Source organism: Pseudomonas sp. zjy_15, from assembly GCF_043101865.1.
Lineage (GTDB): Bacteria > Pseudomonadota > Gammaproteobacteria > Pseudomonadales > Pseudomonadaceae > Aquipseudomonas > Aquipseudomonas putida_Y.
Genome location: NZ_JBICII010000023.1, coordinates 32196 through 53251, shown reverse-complemented (window position 1 = coordinate 53251; position 21056 = coordinate 32196). Strand labels below are relative to the sequence as shown.

Sequence of the window (21056 nt, the reverse complement as noted above, 5' to 3'; positions counted from 1 at the left end):
AATTGGCCACCAGGGCCGGCCTCTTCGCGGGTAAACCCGCTCCTACGAAGACCGGCAGATACAAAAAAGCCCGCAGCGAATGCGGGCTTTGTCGTATCTGGCCGTTTGATCAGAACCGATAAACTTCCATATCGGTGCGAATCGGCGAGGCCATCGGGATTTTGGGTTTCTCCGGCCCTTTCTTCACCTGCTTCGGTGCAGCGGACTTTTTCGGTGCCTCTTCGGCAATCGCCGGCTGGTTGGCCAGCGGCTTCACCGCTGTGCTCAACTGTTCGGCCAACTTCTGCAGCAGTTGCCCCTGGGCTTGCACCTGCGACGACTCACTGCCCTCGTGCTGTTGCTCGAGGTGAATGATGCGGTTGTCACGCACATGGCCACGGCGGTCCAGCAAACGCCACTGGGCATCCAGGATGGCCGGCTGGTTCTTGCCCGAGTCCAGGCGAGTGATCGACAACAGCACTTGCACGTCCGGGGTGAAGCCTTCGGTCGCCGGGGCCAGTACTACGCGCTGGCTGTCCAAGCGCCAGGCCAGTTGACGCACCAGCAGTTGGTCGATATCCGATGAAAGGCTACCAGCCCAACGACCGTCGGTCGCCGCGCTCAGGCTGCCATCAGCTTGACGCTGCAAGAACGTCTCACGCTGAAGATAGTCGGCCACCGATACCGGGCCAAGTACAACGGCCATACCCGCACTCTGCGAAGGCTGGCCAGGATCACCACTGTCGAGCTGATACAGGGCAACCGGCTGATGCATGGTGCACCCGCCAAGTCCCAGCAGGCCAGTCATCAACAGCGCAAATGGAAGGCGCAGAAATTTCATCATCCCATCCAGGCGGCTGCCACAAGGCACACCGCAGTGATACATGTATATTCAAACGGGCACACGGCTACGCCGGCACCGCAAGGGGCATATCATCCGCGAAATAACCGTACGACTCCAGCGTTTCTGCCCGAAACGGCGTTGAAATTGCCGTTCCAGGCATTACAACCGGTTATGTCGGCACCTCCACCTGCAACCCATCGACACGCTGGAACCCGCGTGGCAGCTTGCTGCCGCGCCGACCGCGCTCGCCCTTGTAGTGTTCCAGGTCGTCCGCCTTCAAAGACAGGGTACGCTTGCCGGCCTGCAATACAAGGGTCGCACCTTCGGGAATCACGGCTAGATCGGTCACAAATTCTTCACGGCTGGCCACCCGGTCACCCGGCACGCCAATGATCTTGTTGCCCTTGCCTTTACCCAACTGTGGCAAGTCGCTGACCTTGAACACCAGCAGGCGGCCTTCGGTGGTCACCGCCGCCAACCAGTCCTGCTCGCGATCAGCCACTGGGCGCGGGGTCATGACCTTGGCCCCGTTGGGCAAGCTGAGCAAGCCCTTGCCGGCCTTGTTCTTGGCCTGCAGGTCCTCACCCTTGACCACAAAGCCGTAACCGGCATCCGAAGCCACCACGTACAGCGCATCGTCGTCAGGCAACAACACACATTCGAAAGTCGCCCCCGGTGGCGGTGTCAGACGGCCAGTCAGCGGCTCACCCTGGCCACGCGCCGATGGCAGGCTGTGGGCGGCCAGCGAGTAGCTGCGACCGGTGGAATCGATAAGCACGGCAAACTGGTTGGAACGCCCGGCCGCGGCAGCCTTGAAGCCGTCGCCGGCCTTGTAGGAAAGGCCAGTGGCGTCGATATCGTGGCCCTTGGCGCAGCGCACCCAGCCTTTCTCCGACAGCACCACGGTGACGGGCTCAGTCGGCATCAGCTCATTTTCCGACAGCGCTTTGGCTTCGGCACGCGCTACGATCGGCGAACGACGATCATCGCCATAGGTTTCGGCATCCTTGATCAGCTCGCTGCGCACCAGCTTGCGCAGTTTGGCCTCGCTCCCCAGCAGGGCCTGCAGCTTGGCTTGCTCCTTCAGCAACTCATCCTGCTCACCGCGGATCTTCATCTCTTCCAGGCGCGCCAACTGCCGCAAGCGGGTCTCGAGGATGTAGTCGGCCTGGATCTCGGTCAGCTCGAAACGCTCGATCAGGGCCTGCTTGGGGTATTCCTCGGTACGGATGATGTGGATCACTTCATCCAGGTTGAGGAACGCGGTGAGTAAACCGTCCAACAGGTGCAGACGCTTCTCGACCTTATCCAGACGGTGCTGCAGGCGGCGACGAACGGTATTGGTGCGGAACTCCAGCCACTCTACCAATATGGTTCGCAGGTTTTTCAACTGCGGACGGCCGTCCAGGCCGATGATGTTCACGTTGACCCGGTAGGTGCTTTCCAGGTCAGTGGTAGCGAACAGGTGCTGCATCAGCTCGTCGACATCCACGCGGTTGGAACGCGGGATGATGACGATACGGCACGGGTTTTCGTGGTCCGACTCGTCGCGCAGGTCGGCGACCATCGGCAGCTTCTTGGCCTGCATCTGCGCGGCAATCTGCTCCAGCACTTTGGCCCCGGAGACCTGGTGCGGCAGCGCCGTGACGACGATGTCGCCATCTTCGACGCGGTACACGGCGCGCATGCGGATCGAGCCGCGGCCGCTTTCGTACATCTTGAGAATTTCTGCCCGCGGCGTAACGATCTCTGCCTCGGTCGGGTAATCCGGCCCTTGGATGTGCTCGCACAACTGCTCGATGGTCGCCTTGGGCTCATCGAGCAGTCGCACACAGGCACTGGCCACCTCTCGCAGGTTGTGCGGCGGCACATCGGTGGCCATGCCCACGGCGATACCGGTGGTACCGTTGAGCAGGATGTTGGGCAGGCGCGCGGGCAGCACGGCCGGCTCCTGCAACGTGCCGTCGAAGTTCGGCACCCAGTCCACGGTGCCCTGGCCGACTTCGCTGAGCAGCACTTCAGCGTAGCGCGACAGCCGCGCCTCGGTATAGCGCATGGCGGCGAACGACTTCGGATCATCCGGCGCACCCCAGTTACCCTGGCCATCGACCAGGGTGTAGCGGTAGCTGAACGGCTGCGCCATCAGCACCATGGCCTCGTAGCAGGCCGAGTCGCCATGGGGATGGAACTTGCCGAGCACATCACCGACGGTACGCGCCGACTTCTTGTGCTTGGCATCGGCATCGAGCCCCAACTCGCTCATGGCATAGACGATGCGTCGCTGCACCGGCTTCAGGCCGTCGCCGATGTGCGGCAGGGCACGGTCCATGATCACGTACATGGAATAGTTGAGGTAGGCCTGTTCGGTGAAGTCAGCCAGCGAGCGGCGTTCGACGCCGTCCAGGCTGAGTTCCAGTGAGTCGCTCATGCGGGCCTCGTCATTATTTCAGGTTCTGGCGCAGCAGCATGGTGCCACCGCGCTGGGTAAATTCAAGTTGTTGCAGGGCACTCATGCCCAGCAGTACGGTGGGGCCGTCCAGGCCCGGCACCACGATGGCGCGTACGTTCTGCAGGCGGATATCGCCCAGTTGCAGGCTGGCCAAGCGCGTGCGGTAGCCTTCGGTGCGGCCGTTGGCGGTGCTCAGTAGCACGGGGCTACCGCGCTCCAGGCTCAGTTCACGGGCCAACGCCTCCGGGATCGCCACGTCGGTGGCGCCGGTGTCGAGCATGAAATGCACCACCTGCCCGTTGATGGCACCATCCACCACGAAGTGGCCCTGGCCATTACTCAGCAGGCGCACTTCGATATAGCCTGCACCATGCTCGGATTGCACCTGGCTATTGGGGTTACGCTGGCTGTCTTCCCACTGGCCGAAAAAACGCGTGGCAAGAAACAGCGCCGCCGCCCAGGCGACGATCATCAGCACCCTGCCCGCGCGCTTGCCCGGCGCCTGGCTCATGGTTTGGCGCTCCAGCCGCCTTGCGGTGCGTCGAAGCGCCAGACGACCGGGCGGGTTTCGCCATCGGCTCGGGCGCTGTCGTTGTTGTCCAGGCCAATCCAGGCACCCTTGGCATCGATCACCAGTGCTTCGGCCAGGCCAAACGGCTGCGCGTAACGCCGTGACTCGACCAGCGCATCGGCAGCGAACGACCAGCAACGCTCGACCTTGCCACTGTCGGCATCACGCCGGCACACCCGGTAGGCGTTACGTTCTAGGGTAAACAGCTTGCCCTCGAACCAGGCCAGGTCCGCGAAGTCGCGCGACAGGGCCCGGGCATTGGGCATTTGCGCCGGTTGCATCTCGACCCCGGCCTCGCTCAGCAGCACGCAACTGCGCCCACAAGTCCATACCGACTGCCGGCGCTCAATGGCCACCAGGCCACGGCGCTCACGCTCGGCGGCCAGCCACAGGCGGTCGCCCGCCGGGTTGATCGCCACACCTTCGAACAGGGCATTGAAGTTCAGCAGCATGCCGCTTGCCCGGGCCTGGCGCACCATGGCCGAGTCGATCCTCAACCAGTCCGGCTCGCCTTCCAGCGGCAATTGCAGCACCGCGGCATGCGCCTCGCTGACCAGATAGAGGTTACCCGCCTGATCACAGGTGATACCTTCGAAATCCAGCTCGCCACCGCGAATGTACGATGCCGCCCAGTTGCGCGACTTCAACCCCCATGGCAGGCCGCTTTCCGGGACAGCCGGCGGGGTGAAGGTAAGCGGCTGCGCGCGCCAGGTGGGGTTCTGCTGATCGAAGCGGTAGATACGGTCGTCGTCACGATCGGACACGCCCCACAACCCGCCCCGGCATTCCACCAGACCCGAAAGGTTGCCACCGCGCATACCGTCGATCGGGTGCTCGGCTCTCATCTTCAGCTCTGGCCAGTTGCCCGCCAGGCAAGGCAGGGCAACCAGCACCAGGCAAACGGCAAGGACTTGCCGAATCAAACCATGACCTCGGCCAGGTTGCCCTTGGTTTCCAGCCAGCTCTTGCGGTCACCGGCGCGCTTCTTGGCCAGCAGCTTGTCCATCAGCTCGCAGGTAGCTTCTACATCGTCCAGGGTCAGTTGCACCAGGCGCCGGGTGTTCGGGTCCATGGTGGTTTCGCGCAACTGCGGCGGGTTCATCTCGCCCAGGCCCTTGAAGCGTGTTACCTGAGGCTTGCCACGCTTCTTCTCGGCCACCAGGCGGTCGAGGATGCCGTCACGCTCGGCTTCGTCGAGGGCATAGTAGATTTCCTTGCCCAGGTCGATGCGGTACAGGGGCGGCATGGCCACATAAACATGCCCAGCCTCGACCAGTGCCCGGAAGTGTTGAACGAACAGCGCACACAGCAGTGTGGCGATGTGCAGGCCGTCGGAGTCAGCGTCGGCGAGGATGCAGATCTTGCCATAGCGCAGTTGCGCAAGGTCGGTGGCACCCGGATCGACACCAATGGCCACGGCAATGTTGTGCACTTCCTGGCTGGCCAGGACTTCGCCACCGTCCACTTCCCAGGTGTTGAGGATCTTGCCGCGCAGCGGCAGGATGGCCTGGAATTCCTTGTCCCGCGCCTGCTTGGCCGAACCACCGGCCGAGTCACCCTCGACCAGAAACAACTCGGCACGCATCGGGTCCTGGCCCGCACAATCGGCCAGCTTGCCGGGCAATGCCGGGCCCTGTGTGATGCGCTTGCGCTCGACCTTCTTGCTGGCCTTGAGGCGGCGACCGGCGTTGCTGATGGCCAGTTCTGCCAGTTGCATGCCCAGCTCGGGGTGGGCGTTGAGCCACAGACTGAAAGCATCCTTGACCACGCCGGAGACGAACGCGGCGGCCTCGCGTGATGACAGGCGCTCTTTGGTCTGCCCGGAGAACTGCGGGTCCTGCATCTTCATCGACAGTACGAAGGTGATGCGCTCCCAAACGTCTTCCGGCGCCAGCTTTACCCCGCGCGGCAGCAAGTTGCGGAACTCGCAGAACTCACGCATGGCATCCAGCAGGCCCTGGCGCAGGCCGTTGACGTGGGTGCCGCCCTGGGCAGTGGGGATCAGGTTGACGTAGCTTTCCTGAATGCTGTCACCGCCGTCGGGCAGCCACAGCAAAGCCCAGTCAACCGCTTCCTTGTTACCCGCCAGGCTGCCACAGAACGGCTCGTCGGGCAGGCGCTGGAATTCGTTGACCGAGTCGACCAGGTAGGAGCGCAGGCCATCTTCGTAGTGCCATTCGACCTTTTCGCCGCTGGCCTTGTCCTCGAAGCTGACCAGCAGCCCCGGGCACAATACCGCCTTGGCCTTGAGCACGTGCTTGAGGCGGCTGATGGAGAACTTGGGCGAGTCGAAGTACTTCGGGTCGGGGCTGAAGTACACGCTGGTGCCGGTGTTGCGCTTGCCGACAGAGCCGACCACTTCCAGCTCGCTGGCCTTGAAGCCATCGGCAAAGGTCATCTGGTATTCGTTGCCGTCACGTTTGACGCGCACGCGCACCTGGGTCGACAGGGCGTTGACCACCGAGATGCCCACCCCGTGCAGGCCACCGGAAAACTGATAGTTCTTGTTGGAGAACTTGCCGCCGGCGTGCAGCTTGGTGAGGATCAGCTCGACCCCGGACACGCCCTCTTCCGGATGGATGTCCACCGGCATGCCGCGGCCGTCGTCGCTGACTTCCAGCGAATGGTCGGCATGCAGGATGACCTGCACCGAACGCGCGTGGCCGGCCAGTGCTTCGTCGACACTGTTGTCGATGACTTCCTGGGCCAGGTGGTTGGGGCGGCTGGTATCGGTGTACATGCCCGGCCGCTTGCGGACCGGATCAAGGCCCGAGAGGACTTCGATGGCGTCTGCGTTATAGGCGCTAGCGCTGGGATTGGCCATAGGGTCTCGTCGTCAGTCTGGTGAATGCAAAAAAGTCAAAATACAGAAAAATCGAGCGCCGCATACTGCCCACGGGCAATGCCGGCGAACGCCAGCAGTGCCGGCAGGCGCTCGGCGAAGCCCTGGAAGCTGTGGTCGCCACCGGCCTGGATACGCAGGGCACAAGCACGGTAATAGTGCTCGGCGTGTCGATAGTCCAGGGTTTCATCGGCGGTCTGCAGCCACACTTGATAGCGGTCGGCATCGGCCGGGGCCGCTACTTCCAGCTCGGCCAGGGCCTGCACGTGATCGTGGGTCAGTTCCCAGGTTTCACCGCTGTAATGATTGCGCTGGGTGCCCAGGTAACCGTCGAAATGCTTGTGCGGGGTTACCGCCGGGTTGACCAGCAGGGCCTTGAGGCCATGGCGCTCGGCCAGATGGGTGGCATAGTAGCCGCCGAGCGAACTGCCCACCAGCAGTGGCGCCCCCAGTTCGGCGGTGGCCGCTTCGAGCTGGACCATGGCTTGCCGTGGGTGGTGGTGCAGGGCCGGCACTCGCAGCTGGTCGGCCAGGCCGAGCTGCTGCATGACTGCCTCCAGCTGACGCGCCTTGGTCGAAAGCGGCGAGCTGTTGAAGCCATGGATATAGAGGATGGAACCCGACATGCTGCCCCCGGAATCTGTGGCTTCGCGCCTGATAATGCGGGCGCAGGGACGCGCAGTGTAGCGCGTTCGCCGGGTTTTGGCGCCGCACAGGGGTTTTAGCAACAAATTCTTCAACAGCTTTGAAAGTGCCGGGGGTGCTTTGCGCCCCTGTCGCGACACAAGGCCGCTCTCACAGGGGTACGCGATCTCCTGTGGGAGCGGCCTTGTGTCGCGATAGGGCTGCGCAGCAGCCCCCAAAATCATCAATAGCCAGGGCTATCGAAGTCGAGCTGCACCTCGAAATCCAGTGCCCGCTCCACCCCGGTCTCCAGCCGCCCATCGGCATGCAGGCGCAACCAGCGGTACCCCGGATGCTCTTCGCTCACCTGGAAGTCTTCGCTGCGCGCCGCGAACTGAATGCAGGTCGACGGCGTGGCCAGCAGGCGCCGCCCCCCTCGGACTTCATCCCATTCCTGATGCACATGCCCCCATAACAAAGCCCGTACCTGTGGATATCCTTCAACGATATCGAACAGCGCCTGGGCATTGCGCAAGCCGATCGGCGCGATCCAGGCGCAGCCGATGTCCACTGGCTGATGGTGGAAGCACACCAGGCAATGCCGCTCGCCGGCCTCTTTCAAGGCGGATTCCAGTACGGCCAGCTGGTCATCTTGCAGAAACCCGTGGGTAGCACCCTGCACGGCGGTGTTGAGCATGACCACCCGCCATGCGCCAATATCGGTCACCGCCTGCACCAGTTCCGGCGCCACCTGCGCCATCACCTGAGCCTCGTCATGGTTGCCCGGCAGCCAGCGAGTGGGTATGGCAAACGGTGCGGTCAGCTCCCGAAACGCTTCATAGGATGCCACGCTGGCATCCTGGGACAGGTCGCCCGTGCACAGCAGCAAGTCGACAAGCGGCTGCTCGCGCCGCACCTGGGCCACCACGTGGCGCAGGCTGTCGCGGGTCTTGAGGCCCAGCATGCTGCCAGCCGGGTCAGCGAACAGGTGGGCATCGGTCAGTTGCACCACGTGCACAGGGCGGGATTGGTCTGGCGGCGACAACGGCCATCTCCTCGAATGGATTCAGCGGGGATTATGGCTGGGCGACGGTGACGAGCAAACACCCGCAACCGACTCACGTCACAATTCAGCGAACACTTGCCAGTTCGTGGCCGCAAGCCAGGCAGTGGCTAAGCCATTCACCCAGGAACAGGTTGAGCTGGGCCTTTTCGTCCGGCTGGTGCATGGCGTCGTTCGGATACGGGTAGATGCTGCGCAGGCGCCGGGTGTGTTCGGCACTGACCACTTCGGCCATGCGCGCATCGTGATACACCTGCACTTCCAGGTGTGGCACTGGCAACCAGGGCAGGCTGTGTTCCTGGCGCACATGCAGGGTGGTGGTGTACGGGCAGGCCAGCACCACGTCGATTACCAGCACGCCGAGCATCTGGTCGCCCTGGGTCATGCCGATGCGGCGCGAGCTCTGGGTGGTGCGCATGTCGGGCAACAAGCGCATCAGCCGGGCGTAGTTGGCCTCGCAGGCTGCCTGCAGCCCGACCAGGTCGACTCGATAGCGCTCGCGCAGCAGGTTCACTTCCACATACCTCTTACTTCGTCACGGTTCAGCGCCAGCCATTGCAGGCCAATGATGGTTGCCGCGTTGCAGATGCGCCCGTCGCGCACCGCCTGCAGGGCATCCTCGAACGCCCATACGCGTACGCGAATGTCTTCGCCCTCCTCTTCCAGGCCATGCAGCCCTCCCGCGCCCTCGCTGCTGCAACGGCCGAGGAACAGGTGAACGTATTCGTCACTGCCGCCAGGCGACGGGAAGTAGCGGGTCATCGGCCACAGGGCGCTGAAGGTCAGGCCGGCTTCTTCTTCAGCCTCGCGATGGGCGACTTCCTCGGGCTGCTCGTCTTTGTCGATCAGCCCGGCAACCATCTCGATCAGCCAAGGGTTGGCGACCTTGTCCAGTGCGCCCACGCGGAACTGTTCGATCAGCACCACTTCATCGCGCGCAGGGTCGTACGGCAGCACGCATACCGCATCGTGGCGCACAAACAGCTCGCGACTGATCTCGCGCCCCATGCCACCGGCAAATAGCTCGTGACGCAGGCGTAACTTGTCGAGCTTGTAAAAGCCCTGGAAGCAATTGGCCCGCTCGATGATTTCGAAGCCCTTGGGCACAGCGTTCAACGCGTCTGACATGGAAATCCTCATTACCTCGAATACTGCTTCGCGCCATCCTACTCCGCACGCCTGTTGGTTTCATCCCTTTCCAGCAACCGCTGGCGCACTCGGGACAGCAGCCCTTCACTCTGTTAGCTTAGTGGCGAACTGAAGGCCGCGCAGACGGTCAAAGGCCGACTTTTCCCTGTTCTGCAAGGATCATCATGACACTTGTCAAACTGACTTCCGTGGCCGTGCTGGCACTCGCTCTGGGCGCCTGCCAGAGCCTGTTCACGCCCAACTACCGGGCCCCGCTCGAGGTCAAGCGCGACGCCTGGGAGCATGTCAAACCCGGCTGCAGCGAGAGCGACTGCCCGCTGGTGAACATCGACATGATCCACTTCCCGGCGCTGCCCAAGCTCGACGGCATCGTCGAAAAACGCCTGCTGCAACTGACCGAAGACAATCAGCATGGCACCGCACCAGGCACCCTGCAGGCCTACGAACAGCAATATCTGGCCAGTGCCGACAAACGTAACAGCAGCTACTTGCAAGCCAAGGTACGCGAGCAGCATGACGGGCTGGTGATCATCGAGTTGTCCAGCTACCTGGACAGCGGTGGCGCCCACGGCATGCCCGGCCGCGGCTTCATCAACTATTCACGCAAGCTGGACAAAGTGCTGACCCTGCAGGACATGCTGGTGCCCGGCCAGGAAGACACCTTCTGGAAAACCGTCGAAGAATCGCACCGTGCCTGGCTGATGAGCGTGGGTATGGACAAGGATGCCGAGTTCGTCAAGACCTGGCCGTTCAAGAAATCGCCGCACGTCGCCCTGACGTACGGCGCGGTAGTGGTCAAGTACGAGGTCTATGCCATCGCGCCCTATTCCATGGGCCACGTGGAACTGAAGATCCCCTACCCGCGCCTGAATGGCGTACTCAAGCCTGAACTGTTTCCCGGCCGCGGCTGAGGCTCAGTAACCCATGCAGCACACCTGCCAGCAGCAATGCTGGCAGGGTCGCGCCCAGTTCCGGCGCCTTGGCGGCAATCAGGTGATAGGCCACCGCCCCGGCAAACCAGGCCACCAACGCCTGCCAGTGCAAGCCATTGACCTGGGCTGGCAAACGGCGTCGACGGACCACGTAGTGGTCCATCAGCACCACACCGAACAGCGGTGCGAACACCGAGCCAATCAGCAACAGGAAGTTTTCGTACTGTGCCAGTGGCGCCAACAGGGCGATCAGGGTGCACAACACGCCGATGGCCAACGCCAGGTGCTCGACCTTCAGCGGTAGCAGCACACCGGTGGAAACCGCTGCCGAGTGAATGTCGGCGAAGGCCTTTTCCGACTCGTCCAGCAGAATAAGCAGCAGCGGAATCCCCATGCCGGCGCCCGCCAGGGCCAACAGCAAGGCATTGACTTCGCCACTGGCGGCGAACGCCAGCGTGTACGCCACGCCCAGGCTCATCAGCCAGGTGTTGCCGATGAAGTAGCCAACGACCGTACCGCCGAACACATGCTTGCCATTGCGGGCAAAGCGCGAGTAGTCCGCGATCAGCGGCAGCCAGGACAGCGGCATGGCGATGACGATATCGAAGCCAACCGCCAGCGACATCGAACCATCCCCGGCACGGTTCCACAGCTCCGCCAGGTCGGCCTTGGCGAACAGGTTCCAGGTCAGCCAGAGGCAGGCGCCCAGCAACAACCAGATGCCCCAGGCGCGCAGCACCTTGCGCACGAAGGCCAGTGGCCCGCTGACAGCCAGCAGGGTGGCCAGGGCACCGAAGCACAGGGTCCAGAGCATGGGGCTGTTCCAGGCACTTTCCTCACCGAACGCCCGTGCACCCAACAAGCTGGCAGCATCGCGCATGACGATGATCTCGAAAGCGCCCCAACCCACCAGTTGCAGCAAGTTGAGCAGCGCCGGCAAGCGCGCGCCATGGCTGCCCAGGCTGAGTTTCAGGGTACCCATGGCGGACAGCCCGGTGTCACTGCCGATAACCCCCGCCGCACCCAGCAACAGCACACCGACACCGGTGCCCAGGGCGATGGCCAGCACCGCGCCAGCAAGGCCCAGACCTGGCGCCAGCATGGCACCGACTTGCAGCACCATCAGGCCGATGCCGAGGGAAAACCACAGTGAGAACAGGTCGCGAGCACCGAAGATGCGCTGCTGGATGGGGATTGGATGGTCGGGAGAGAACTGGCTGGGTGATGTCATTGTCATGTCCGCAGGAATGATGGTGAGTGGCATGCACCACCCTGTGGGAGCGGGCTTGCCCGCGAACACCGGCAAAGCCGGTGCCATGCACCGCAGTGCTTGCTTCGCGGGCAAGCCCACTCCCACAGGGTAAGGTGCTGCGGTTTAGACTTTGTGGTACAGCTGGCTGCCTTCCTGGCGGAACCGCTCGGCCTGCTCACGCATGCCTTGCTCGACCGTCACATCCACGGCCTCGATCTTGGCAGCGTACTCACGCACTTCCTGGGTGATCTTCATCGAGCAGAACTTCGGCCCGCACATCGAGCAGAAGTGCGCGACCTTGGCCGATTCCTTCGGCAGGGTCTCGTCGTGGAAAGCACGGGCGGTGTCCGGGTCGAGGCCCAGGTTGAACTGGTCTTCCCAACGGAACTCGAAACGCGCCTTGGACAGGGCGTTGTCGCGGATCTGTGCACCCGGGTGGCCCTTGGCAAGGTCGGCGGCATGCGCGGCGATCTTGTAGGTGATGATGCCGGTCTTGACGTCGTCCTTGTTCGGCAGGCCCAGGTGCTCTTTCGGCGTAACGTAGCAGAGCATGGCGCAACCGAACCAGCCGATCATCGCCGCACCAATGCCCGAGGTGATGTGGTCGTAACCCGGCGCAATGTCGGTGGTCAGTGGGCCGAGGGTGTAGAACGGCGCCTCGTCGCAGCACTCCAGCTGCTTGTCCATGTTCTCTTTGATCAACTGCATCGGCACGTGGCCGGGGCCTTCGATCATGCATTGCACGTCGTGCTTCCAGGCAATCTTGGTCAGCTCGCCGAGGGTTTCAAGCTCACCGAATTGCGCGGCGTCGTTGGCGTCGGCAATCGAGCCAGGGCGCAGGCCGTCGCCCAGCGAGAAGCTGACGTCGTAGGCCTTCATGATTTCGCAGATTTCGTCGAAGTGGGTGTACAGGAAGTTTTCCTTGTGGTGCGCCAGGCACCACTTGGCCATGATCGAGCCACCACGGCTGACGATGCCGGTGACGCGCTTGGCGGTCAGGGGTACATAGCGCAGCAGCACACCGGCGTGAATGGTGAAGTAGTCCACGCCCTGTTCGGCCTGCTCGATCAGGGTGTCGCGGAACAGTTCCCAGGTCAGGTCCTCTGCCACACCGTTGACCTTTTCCAGGGCCTGGTAGATCGGCACGGTACCGATCGGCACCGGCGAGTTGCGAATGATCCACTCGCGGGTTTCGTGGATGTGCTTGCCGGTGGACAGGTCCATGACCGTGTCCGAGCCCCAGCGGATGCCCCAGGTCAGCTTGGCCACCTCTTCCTCGATCGAGGATCCCAGGGCGCTGTTGCCGATGTTGCCGTTGATCTTCACCAGGAAGTTGCGGCCGATGATCATCGGCTCGACTTCCGGGTGGTTGATGTTGGCCGGAATGATCGCGCGGCCACGGGCGATTTCCTGGCGAACGAATTCCGGGGTGATTTCTTTCGGGATGTTGGCACCGAAGCTGTGGCCGGCATGTTGCTCATTCAGCAGGCCGGCGGCGCGGGCCTCCTGTAGCTTCATGTTTTCGCGGATGGCCACGTATTCCATTTCGGCGGTGATGATGCCCTGACGGGCATAGTGCATCTGCGAGACGTTGGCGCCGGCCTTGGCCCGGCGCGGGTTGCGCACATGGGCGAAACGCAGCTTGGCCAGCTCTGCATCGTTCAAGCGCTGCTGGCCGAAGTCGGAGCTCAGACCTTCCAGGCGCTCGGTGTCACCGCGGGCTTCGATCCACGCCGAACGCACATCGGCCAGGCCTTTGCGCACGTCGATGATCACGTCGGGGTCGGTGTACGGGCCAGACGTGTCATACACCAGCACCGGGGCGTTGGCCTCGCCGCCGAAATCGGTCGGAGTGTCATCCAGGCTGATTTCACGCATGGGGACGCGGATGTCCGGGCGCGAGCCTTCGACATACACTTTGCGCGAACGCGGGAACGGTTGTACGGACTGCTGATCGACTTGTGCCGATTCGCTGAGGTTGATCGTTTTTTCTTGTTTGGTCATCACAGGCTCTCCTGACGGCTTCCTAGCAGTGGAATGTCGGGGTGAACCTGAAACGCGCGGACGCACCCTCTTTGGGTGCAGTGCCGGATATGGGGGTGCCTGAAGCTGTATGCAGCTGTGACAATCCCGGACCTGGCACAAGAGGCTCCCCGGGAAGGTGAGCAATCTTGTTCCCTACGCAGGCGCTAACCTGATCAGGTTCAACGGGATCCGCACCTCTGCGATCTCAGCCTTTGCTTCAAGGCACCCCGACAAGAACATGCGCAGTCTAGACTGGAGTGGTCAGCAAAGCCAAGCAGGTAAATGCGCGGATGATGAAAGGCACACCGAGCGATTGTTGCCGGGTGCGCATGGCACTACACTGGCCCATCGCTCGATACTCAACAGTTCAGTAATTAAATTTCGTACAAGGATTGCCTCTATGCTGCGCAAACTCTCACTGGCGATAGCCGTGTCTTGTGCGTCCAACGGAGTGGTCTGGGCAGCGGACGTGCCCTCGACAGTCAAGACCGATCTGGTCAGCGTCTACCAGGAGGCAGTGGACAACAACGCCGACCTGGCTGCCGCACGCGCCGATTACGGTGCGCGCCGCGAAGTGGTGCCGCAGGCCCGCGCCGGGTTGCTGCCAAACCTGTCGGCCGGTGCCGAGATGATGAACACCCGCACCAAGCTGGACGAGCCGTCCATGACGTCCAATCGCAGCGGCAACTCCTGGAGCGCGACCCTGGCTCAACCGATCTTCCGCGCAGATCGCTGGTTCCAGCTGCAAGCCGCCGAAGCAGTCAACGAACAGGCAGCCCTGGAGCTGTCGGCGACCGAGCAAAACCTGATCCTGCAAACCGCGCAAAACTACTTCGCCGTCCTCCGTGCCCAGGACAACCTGGCCGCCACCAAGGCAGAAGAAGCTGCCTTCAAGCGCCAGTTGGATCAGTCCAACGAGCGTTTCGACGTGGGCCTTTCGGACAAGACCGACGTGCTGCAATCCCAAGCCAGTTATGACACTGCACGCGCCAACCGGATCATCGCCGAACGCCAGGTGCAGGATGCCTTCGAGGCCTTGGTGACCCTGACCAACCGTGAGTACACCTCTATCCAGGGCGTGGTGCATAGCCTGCCGGTACAAGTGCCAACGCCCAACGATGCCAAGGCCTGGGTCGAAACCGCCGGGCGCCAGAACCTCAACCTGCTGGCCACCAACTACGCGGTTTCTGCCGCAGAAGAGACCCTGCGTCAGCGCAAGGCCGGGCATGCACCGACCCTGGACGCCGTGGCCAAGTACCAGAAGGGTGACAACGACAGCCTTGGCTTCACCAACCCATCGCAACTGGGGGTGCGCTACAGCGGCGATGTCGAGCAGACCAGCGTTGGCCTGCAACTGAACATACCGATCTACAGCGGCGGCCTGACCAGCTCGCAGGTACGCGAGGCTTACCAGCGCCTGAGCCAGAGCGAGCAACAGCGTGAAAGCCTGCGCCGCCAGGTCGTGGAAAACACCCGCAACCTGCACCGCGCAGTGAACACCGATGTGGAACAGGTGCAGGCGCGCAAGCAGTCGATCATTTCCAACCAGAGCGCGCTGGAAGCCACCGAAATCGGCTACCAGGTCGGTACCCGCAACATCGTCGACGTGCTTGATGCCCAGCGCCAGCTGTACACCTCGGTGCGCGACTACAACAATAGCCGTTACGACTACATCCTCGACAACCTGAGCCTGAAGCAGGCAGCCGGCACCCTGAGCCCGCAAGACCTGCAGGACCTGAAGCGCTACCTGAAACCTGACTACAACCCGGACAAGGACTTCCTGCCGCCGGACCTGGCGGCAGCAGCGGCCAAGAACTTCGAGCGCAGGCCTTGAGATAGGGGCTGGACTCTTCGCGGGCTTGCCCGCTCCCACACGGTGCCAGGCCTGAAGGCATGATGCACCTGTGGGAGCTGGCTCGCTGGAGATAGGCCTCCAAAATCTCCAGCCCTGAACGACAACGCCTAGGCGGCTACGGCAATCGTCGAGTCGATGCGTTGAACCGACATATCACCAATTAGCGCAGGCCCCGCAGGTTCAGGGGCGAACGCAGCCATTGCATCAACAAGATTCCCCAGGTTCGGTAGCGAGTGCTCGACAGCAAACAGCGACGCCCCTGCGGAAAGGGCTGAAACCTCTGGCACGGCAACCGCTTCAGATGTGACCATTGCCGGCTGCGCAAAGATAAAGTCCTCCGCTGTCACCTGCGCAACTTCGAGCGCATCCAGGTACAGCATCTTCACAATACCTTCCTGCCCCGGCACTGCCTGGGTATCAACGGCTACACCGTGGATCTGCGCAAAGTCATTGAGTTTGAAGCGCTGGACTTTGCTGACGTGCAGATCCTCGAAGCGACTGATGCCTACCTGGGTCAGGTCAATCTTGTCGATACCGTGTCGGAACCCCCGAAGGGTGTTCTTGTAATCGCTCACACCTTCTTGTTTTGTCACCAGAAACACGCTGGGCGCAACCGTCGGCGGGGAATATATCGTGCCTGCCAACGAAGCCACCAACTGCCCGGAGGCGTCACTGGCAAGCGACACGCCACCTGCACCACCGGTAAGCAGAACATTCGCGCTGACAGGCGGGGTCGTCTGCTCTTCAGGGCTGCCCTCGAAATAACCTGGTGCAGCGGTGAAAGCGTCAAGGAAACGGAAGTTCGCTGACCGCAGTTCGGCAATCGTAGTGTCCGCAAGCGTCAGCTTCTGCCCACTGCCAAGGTCGAGCACAGTCGAATTGCCGTCCTGTTGCATCTGCAAGTCAGCAAACCCTGAACCACCAAAGCCGACCAGGTCGATCACCTCACGCGAAGTCTCGAACTGCTTGAGTACATCATTACCGCCTGCACGCCTGTGGATGACAAAGCGGTCGGTACCCTCACCCCCCTTGAGGAGATTGTACCCACGGCCACCATCCAGTAATGCCCCGGCGGTCCCGGCAATCAAGGTATCGTCGCCATCACCACTGATAAGGTTTTGCACCGAACCAGGGGCTATGGTGAGCGCCGCACCGGCAATACTGGCGCTGCCGCTGGCCAGATCCACCGAGATACTGCGACTTACTGCAGCCGCGTTCAACGTATTGCGCCCGCCAGCGGTGCCGCTGATGGCATCGTCAAGCTTCGCGCGCCCTGGGTTTTCTGCCACCAGGTTCGCGTAGTCGTCGGTGAAGTAATAGACATCATCGGTGGTGCCGGGGCTGCCGACGAGGCGCAGCGTCCAGCGATCAAGCGTTAGCGGTAAGCCAGCAACAGCATTACGCACCTCAAGCTTCCACTCCCCAGCCGAGCGCTCTGCGCGATGATGGGTCGACATGAACCCATATTTGAACGCCCCTGAACGCGAATCGCCCAGATCGTCATCACCCGAGCCCGGCGCCTTGCCTGTGCGATCGAGCAGTACGCTGCGCGTGCCGCCAGGCGACACCAGCGTGAGCGTCATGTCGCCAAGGCGGCCGACCATCGAGTGGACATCGACCTCCACATGCTCCACCAGCAAATCAGCCGGCAGGGTCAAAGACAAAGTCGCAACCTGCCCCGCCGCAACCTGTTGAGCCACTGGTTCACTGCTGGCTGTCAGCAGCCGTTCATTGGCCTTGGTCGCCCGGCTCCCCCAGGACTCGGCAAGGCGCACCGCGGCGCGGGCGTCGATCATGCCAAAGCCATAGTCGTGGCTGGCGTGCATGCCACCGCCATTCCAATTGCGCCCTGCGTTGTAAGCCCATTGGGTTGATGCGTCATCCACTTTGCGCGCAGACAGTGCGAGGATCTGCTGAACATCCCGGTAACCCAACCCCGGGTTGGCCTGCAACATCAACGCCACCACGCCTGAGACGATCGGCGCGGCGAAGCTGGTGCCCTGAGTCGTGCTGTAGGCGCTGCCGACCGACGCACCGCGCTCCGCTTCAAGGCTGACGCCACTGGATAAAACATGGCTCCCCGGTGCAGCGACCAGCAAGCTGGAACCTGGATTGGAAAAGGGTGCCGTGGCAGCTTGCAGCACCGAGAGGTCTGCCTTTGCATTGATGGCCGCCACTTCAATGGCGTGGCGGTTGTTGTTGGTCAGCGAGCCCTGTGCATTACCGCCTTTATGGCGCTGGTTGCCACCAGAGGCAACGACGATGGTGCCTAGCCCGCCACGGCCGTTGGTGGCGGCAAGCGTAGTGCTGAATGCCAGCGCCAGAGCAGTATCGACTTTTCCTTCTGGAACATTTGTGAGCCCGAAGTCCGTTTTGAAACCCCAACTGTTGTTGGCTATGTCGTAGTTGACCATTTGCCCCAGATTGGTCAGGTCATCGCCTTTGTTGGCCAGGTAGTGCCCGCCGATCTTCGCCTCATATGCGATGCCGATCCCTCCTTGATCATTGCGCGCGCCAACCATGACCCCAGCCACTTGAGTGGCATGATTGGACGCCAGAGCGGGCAGCGTGCCATTGGTGCGTTGGGTTTGCAGCCAGATGGGATCGATATTCGGCTTGAGATCGGGGTGCCCGATGTCGAAGATTTCCGGCGCCACGGCAAACTCCCCTCCCGGCTCGAACTGCCCTATCCTCACCCCCTTGCCCGTGAAGTCACGCCATACCGGCGCGACATTGATCTCGTCCAGATACCACTGCCGCCCCGACAGCGGGTCAGCGGGGGATTGTTCATGGCGCAACGTTACCGGTGCCCGCAAGGGTGCTGATGCAGCACTGCCCACCTCGGTCACACTCATGGACGCGTTGCCGGCAGCATCGACCAAGTCGTAGCGGAAACTGACATCACCGTCATGGCCTGGTAACGGCGTGACCTCCACATCACCCTGCTCGTTCAGCCGCACTGTTGCACCCTTGCCAGCGCTGACTGAGGCGATGCGCAATGGCCCGCTGCTGCCAAGTGGCTGATCATTGCCCAGCAGCGCCGTTGCAGGGACTATTAGCGCCGTATCAGTGGTGGCGAATGTAGCCAGTTGCTCAGGCGAGAGCCTGTCGCCGATTGGCATGGCGCCCCCGCCGAGAAGATCGACGGCAGCAATGTCGGCGAAGCTGAGTTTCTGGATGTTGCTCAAACTCAGACGGCCATCTCGTCCCGCCACGGTGTCGGTGATCAGGTGGCCCGATTCGGTACGTGTGATCAGGTACTCGTCGTGAGCACCATGCAAACTGACCAGGTTGGTGCCCGCGCCTCCGTCGATCGTGGCATCGCCGCGTCCGGCCTCGATCACGTCATCGGCAGCACCGCCCGTAATCTGATCAGCGCCACCACCGGCGTAAATGATACTTCCGCCCGCCGAGGCCCGGATGCGATCCCCCTTGGGGCCCGCATAGATCACCGACTTGCCGGTACCACCAATGATGTCGTTACGGCCCGTACCGCCAACCAGCACATCGTTGCCGCCACCGCCAATCAGCAAGCTGTCGCCCGAGCCGCCCTTGATGAAAACTCCGCGTTGACCGCCGCTGGCGATGATGTCCTTACCCCGCCCGCCTTGCGCAATGGTCAGCCCGGCCTTGGCCATGTTCAGCCCAACGCCATGCTCCCCCACGATCAGTGCCGTGTCGCGCCCACCATTGCCCTGCATGTTCGCCCAATCGTCGCTGGCACTGATCACGAATACATCGTCGCCCGCCCCGCCGTGATAGGTGTTGCTGCCACCGCCACCAACCAGCCAACTGCCCTCTGGGGCCGCGGTCAAGACATCATCGCCCGCGCTGCCGTACAGCGTCTGTACGCCGAGCGCTGCGGCGTCCAGCGTGCTGCCTTGAGCACTCTGGCTGATGTAGGCCCTTCGGGAAGTGGGCCCGCTTGACGAAGTCAGTAGAGTGCCACCCTCCTGGGCCTCGATCCGATTACCGACGGTATCGGCGAGAAACCTCACCGCCAGTACTTCCCGGTCCTCACCATTAACAGTGAAAGCGCCTCGGGAAATGACCTCGTTACCCTGACGCACCTCTCCTACCGGCTCGACCTGGCCGAGCTTGATCTGGCTAATGCCATGCTCCTGCAATGCCCTCAGCTCACCGGCATCGGCACGCCCGTCGTGGTTGCCATCGACCCACACCTTCAATTGCGCCCAGACGGCGTCTTCAACATTGATGACGCCATCGGCGTTGGCGTCAACACTTGCCAGGGCGGCGAAGCCATCCTTGAACGGCGTTTCACCAGAGCTGCCATCGCTGCCTGCCTTGCCGCCGTAGTATTCGGAGAACAGCTGGCTGACGTTGCTCACCTGGCCGGTACCGTTGTCATGCACCAGCATGCCGGTCAGCCGGTCTGCCCAGCCGGTGCGGCGCAGTGAACCACTGTTATCGATATCGAACAGTACGCCTTCCTCGATACCCGTCAGACCAACGCCCTTGCCGCTGAGGTCGAGCAAGAGCGGGTCGACAAACGTGTTCACCGTAGTCATTGCTGCCAACCCGTTGAGTACCACGGCATTGCGCAGGCTGAAATCCGGTTGTTCATTGCCATCACGATAGAACTGAGCCAGGTGCTGATTGGGTCGCACGTTGGGGTCGATCTGGAGCTCGCCGGGGCGAACACCACCGGTGGCCAAACTGCCCAACTGAGCGGAGGTGAAGTCGGTGTTGTCGAGGGTGCTGTCGGTGAATGCGATACTGTGGGTCAGGCGACGATCGACGTAGCCGTTGGAGACGTCATTGCGGATATCGTCCTGGCCTTGGAGGTCGCGGCGGGATTCGGTTGTGGGGGTGATTTCGATGTTCAAGGATGGATCTATAGCCCCTGGATTCTCAGAATCTACGAGTTCGGAGATCACACTGGCCAAGCCATTTCCCGCAACTTCTCCTATTGAATAAAGAAAAGATGCAATGGCGGTCGGCGAATCAATACGAGATTTCCAGTACTTGGCCATGCCACGCATATCATCCGGAGCCACTACAGTGCTATTAGCCATTCTACTATCAGTCTGAATGGACAACCAAAACTCACTACCCGGGCTTCCCGCCGCATCCAGTACCTTTTTCCAATATGACTCGCGATACTCCGGATCGGTTAACTCAAACACAGAGTTCAAAGTCCAGGCATCTTTCGACCTACCCAAGCTTTTAAATACGTCACTATGGAAATCCCAAACCTCCATATGATTTGGATCACCATCTAACGTACCATCCATCACCCTGCGCTCTTGAAGCTCCAAATAAGCTTTCCCCATTTCCAATCTTACTTCTTCAACATCTGCCTCGCTCATGGGGCGCCCGGCATCTGCCTCAGTTCGTTTCATGAAATTTATAGCAGCCAACCCTGCTATGGAGTTGCCTTTAGCAACGCCATTGGCAAGCACGGCATATCGATCCCCCTTCATAGCCATATAGTCATACATATCCCCAAC

At 61.9% G+C, this 21056-nt stretch carries 14 protein-coding genes and 1 riboswitch; of the genes, 2 read left to right on the top strand and 12 right to left on the bottom strand.

The window, feature by feature from the left end; genetic code table 11:
* Positions 1-109: 109 nt before the first annotated feature.
* The 9 genes from ACF8EF_RS03375 to ACF8EF_RS03335 form a co-directional block, all read right to left on the bottom strand.
* Complete coding sequence (locus ACF8EF_RS03375; protein ID WP_176683131.1) at positions 110-820, bottom strand: membrane integrity-associated transporter subunit PqiC; 711 nt, start codon at positions 818-820, stop codon at positions 110-112.
* Positions 821-992: 172 nt separating this feature from the next.
* A complete protein-coding gene (parC, locus tag ACF8EF_RS03370; RefSeq protein ID WP_014859646.1) occupies positions 993-3251 on the bottom strand; it encodes a DNA topoisomerase IV subunit A in 2259 nt (752 codons plus the stop codon).
* 13 nt (positions 3252-3264) lie between these two features.
* The gene (locus ACF8EF_RS03365; RefSeq protein ID WP_176683129.1) at positions 3265-3783 is read right to left on the bottom strand and encodes a TIGR02281 family clan AA aspartic protease; all 519 of its coding nucleotides are present in this window, start codon (positions 3781-3783) and stop codon (positions 3265-3267) included.
* A complete protein-coding gene (locus ACF8EF_RS03360; RefSeq protein ID WP_392460971.1) occupies positions 3780-4766 on the bottom strand; it encodes an esterase-like activity of phytase family protein in 987 nt (328 codons plus the stop codon). Before ACF8EF_RS03360 ends, ACF8EF_RS03365 begins: the two co-directional genes overlap by 4 nt.
* Positions 4763-6667 (bottom strand): DNA topoisomerase IV subunit B, encoded by a 1905-nt coding sequence (parE, locus tag ACF8EF_RS03355; protein WP_176683127.1) that lies wholly within the window; start codon positions 6665-6667, stop codon positions 4763-4765. Before parE ends, ACF8EF_RS03360 begins: the two co-directional genes overlap by 4 nt.
* A 35-nt stretch (positions 6668-6702) precedes the next feature.
* Positions 6703-7311 carry a YqiA/YcfP family alpha/beta fold hydrolase gene (locus tag ACF8EF_RS03350; RefSeq protein ID WP_392460970.1) on the bottom strand — a complete coding sequence of 203 codons (609 nt, stop codon included), beginning with the start codon at positions 7309-7311 and terminating at the stop codon, positions 6703-6705.
* A 242-nt stretch (positions 7312-7553) separates the two neighbouring features.
* Positions 7554-8354, bottom strand: a complete 801-nt coding sequence (gene cpdA, locus ACF8EF_RS03345) for a 3',5'-cyclic-AMP phosphodiesterase (protein WP_392460969.1) — start codon at positions 8352-8354, stop codon at positions 7554-7556.
* An 85-nt stretch (positions 8355-8439) separates the two neighbouring features.
* Complete coding sequence (locus ACF8EF_RS03340) at positions 8440-8892, bottom strand: DUF1249 domain-containing protein (protein WP_176683124.1); 453 nt, start codon at positions 8890-8892, stop codon at positions 8440-8442.
* Complete coding sequence (locus tag ACF8EF_RS03335; protein WP_003249478.1) at positions 8883-9500, bottom strand: NUDIX domain-containing protein; 618 nt, start codon at positions 9498-9500, stop codon at positions 8883-8885. Before ACF8EF_RS03335 ends, ACF8EF_RS03340 begins: the two co-directional genes overlap by 10 nt.
* Positions 9501-9685: 185 nt before the next feature.
* Here ACF8EF_RS03335 and ACF8EF_RS03330 point away from each other — a divergent pair, with 185 nt between their 5' ends.
* Complete coding sequence (locus ACF8EF_RS03330) at positions 9686-10432, top strand: RsiV family protein (RefSeq protein ID WP_176683123.1); 747 nt, start codon at positions 9686-9688, stop codon at positions 10430-10432.
* Here ACF8EF_RS03330 and cytX read toward each other — a convergent pair.
* Both cytX and thiC read right to left on the bottom strand, forming a co-directional pair.
* Positions 10401-11684, bottom strand: a complete 1284-nt coding sequence (cytX, locus tag ACF8EF_RS03325) for a putative hydroxymethylpyrimidine transporter CytX (protein ID WP_332730669.1) — start codon at positions 11682-11684, stop codon at positions 10401-10403. The genes ACF8EF_RS03330 and cytX overlap by 32 nt on opposite strands.
* 144 nt (positions 11685-11828) lie before the next feature.
* Complete coding sequence (gene thiC, locus ACF8EF_RS03320; protein WP_021783856.1) at positions 11829-13709, bottom strand: phosphomethylpyrimidine synthase ThiC; 1881 nt, start codon at positions 13707-13709, stop codon at positions 11829-11831.
* A gap of 154 nt (positions 13710-13863) precedes the next feature.
* A riboswitch (TPP riboswitch) is annotated at positions 13864-13970 on the bottom strand.
* Positions 13971-14130: 160 nt separating this feature from the next.
* Between thiC and ACF8EF_RS03315 the strand changes: the two genes are divergently transcribed.
* Positions 14131-15564, top strand: a complete 1434-nt coding sequence (locus tag ACF8EF_RS03315) for a TolC family outer membrane protein (protein ID WP_021783855.1) — start codon at positions 14131-14133, stop codon at positions 15562-15564.
* Positions 15565-15692: 128 nt separating this feature from the next.
* Here ACF8EF_RS03315 and ACF8EF_RS03310 read toward each other — a convergent pair whose 3' ends face one another.
* Positions 15693-21047, bottom strand: a complete 5355-nt coding sequence (locus ACF8EF_RS03310) for a S8 family serine peptidase (protein WP_392460968.1) — start codon at positions 21045-21047, stop codon at positions 15693-15695.
* Between the last annotated feature and the right edge of the window lie 9 nt (positions 21048-21056).